Below are 1,618 nucleotides of genomic sequence, written 5' to 3'. Positions count from 1 at the left end.
GCTGACTGCCTTGTCCTCGATGATGATTGTGTCACGTTTCATGGCTTTTCTTTTTAGATGGTGCAACCTGCAAATTCCTCGACGCCGTTCAATCTTGCGGCAAGGTTCTCCATGTCCTGATTGAGCTTCTCTTTGGTTATCTTTGCGTAAATCTGCGTCGTCTTTATGCTCTTGTGTCCGAGCATGGAGCTGACCGTTTCGATGGGAACACCGTTGGAGAGGAATATCGTCGTGGCTGCCGTGTGGCGGCTCTGATGCCACGTGATATGCTTGGTGATGCCGCAACGCTTGGCGACGGCACGGATACCGGCAAGGCACGTGTTATAATGCGGAACGGGAAATATCCTGCCGTCCCCGCACAGTCCCCGGTATTTGCCGATTATGCGGTTGGCGATGTCGAGCAGGCGGATGTTGGACACCACGCCCGTTTTCTGGCGGTTGATGTTTATCCACTCGTGTTCGTCGAAGTAGGTGCGGATATTCTCTTCCGTAAGGTTGCGCATATCCGCGAACGACAGCCCCGTGAAGGCGCAGAACAGGTAGAGGTCGCGGTACAATTCCTGTTTGGCGTTTTTCAGTTTCCCCTCCATCAGCAGGCGGATCTCATCTTTGGTCAGGAAACTGCGTGTTGTTTCCTCCTTCTTGATTTCATACTCGCGGAACGGGTCGCGCGTCAGCCACTCGTTGTTGATGGCGATGAATACCATCGTCCGTAACGGGCAGACGTACAGCCACACGGTATTGGTGCAGCAGTGCTTGTCCGTGCGCAGGAACATCTCGAAGTCGGAGATGAAAGCCGGGGTAAGCTCTTTTAGGGCGATGTCCTTCACATGGTAGCGGATGTCGAGGAACTCTTGCATGTGCTTGTAAACGGTGCGGTACTTCAGCAGCGTGCCTTTGGCTTTCATGCCTGCCTCCACCTGCTTCTCGTAGTCCTCGTTGTGCTGGCGGAACACCTGCATCAGCGTGTGGTAGCGGTGTTCCAGTCCGAGAAAGGCGTTCTTCACCTTCTCCGCCGTGACGAAGTTGTCACGCTCCATGATTTCCTGATAATGCCTGTTGATGCGTACCCGCATCTTGTCAAGCATACGGTTCGTTTCGAGTGCCGCCGTGCTTCTGCCCGTGACACGTCCACCTTTGGTGTCCCACAGTTTCGGATCGACAGTCAGTTTGCAGCTGAACTGTGTCTGGCTGCCGTCCACCGTGATGCGTCCCATGACGGGAACTGTCCCGTCCTTTTTCACTACCTGACGCTTGAGGTAGTAGATTACTGAAAATGTACTCTTCATTGTCCTTAATTTTTGGGTTTCAAAATTAGTTGGTGAAGAGTCCGGTGTTGGTACGCAAAACGGGGAGGAACGGCGCAATCTTTTTCCGTAACCTGATTTTTCGCATGAGTTATGGATAACTCACTATTCCTTAGAGCCTTGTTTCGCTATTCGTACCCGTTTGTCGCATTTTCGGGCATGGTTACGAACAAGTAACGTAGCGGCGTCAGGATTTGGCTTCGGCAGGGATTGTAATGGCTTCACGGATTATCGCCACTTCAACCAAAACCCTTGTAACTCAATTCTATCACTATATCTTTCCGCATTTCACTTTTTTGTAGTAACTTTGC

General features: G+C 51.7%; 1 protein-coding gene. It reads right to left on the bottom strand.

Features of this window, described 5'->3' with window-relative positions:
- Nucleotides 1–53: 53 nt before the first annotated feature.
- Complete coding sequence (locus DXA15_RS24935; protein WP_004291422.1) at nucleotides 54–1,289, bottom strand: site-specific integrase; 1,236 nt, start codon at nucleotides 1,287–1,289, stop codon at nucleotides 54–56.
- Between the last annotated feature and the right edge of the window lie 329 nt (nucleotides 1,290–1,618).

The sequence above is a fragment of the Parabacteroides sp. AM58-2XD genome (genome assembly GCF_003463685.1).
GTDB lineage: Bacteria > Bacteroidota > Bacteroidia > Bacteroidales > Tannerellaceae > Parabacteroides > Parabacteroides segnis.
Note: the sequence above shows the minus strand (reverse complement) of the source record. Positions and strands in the feature narration are given on the sequence as shown.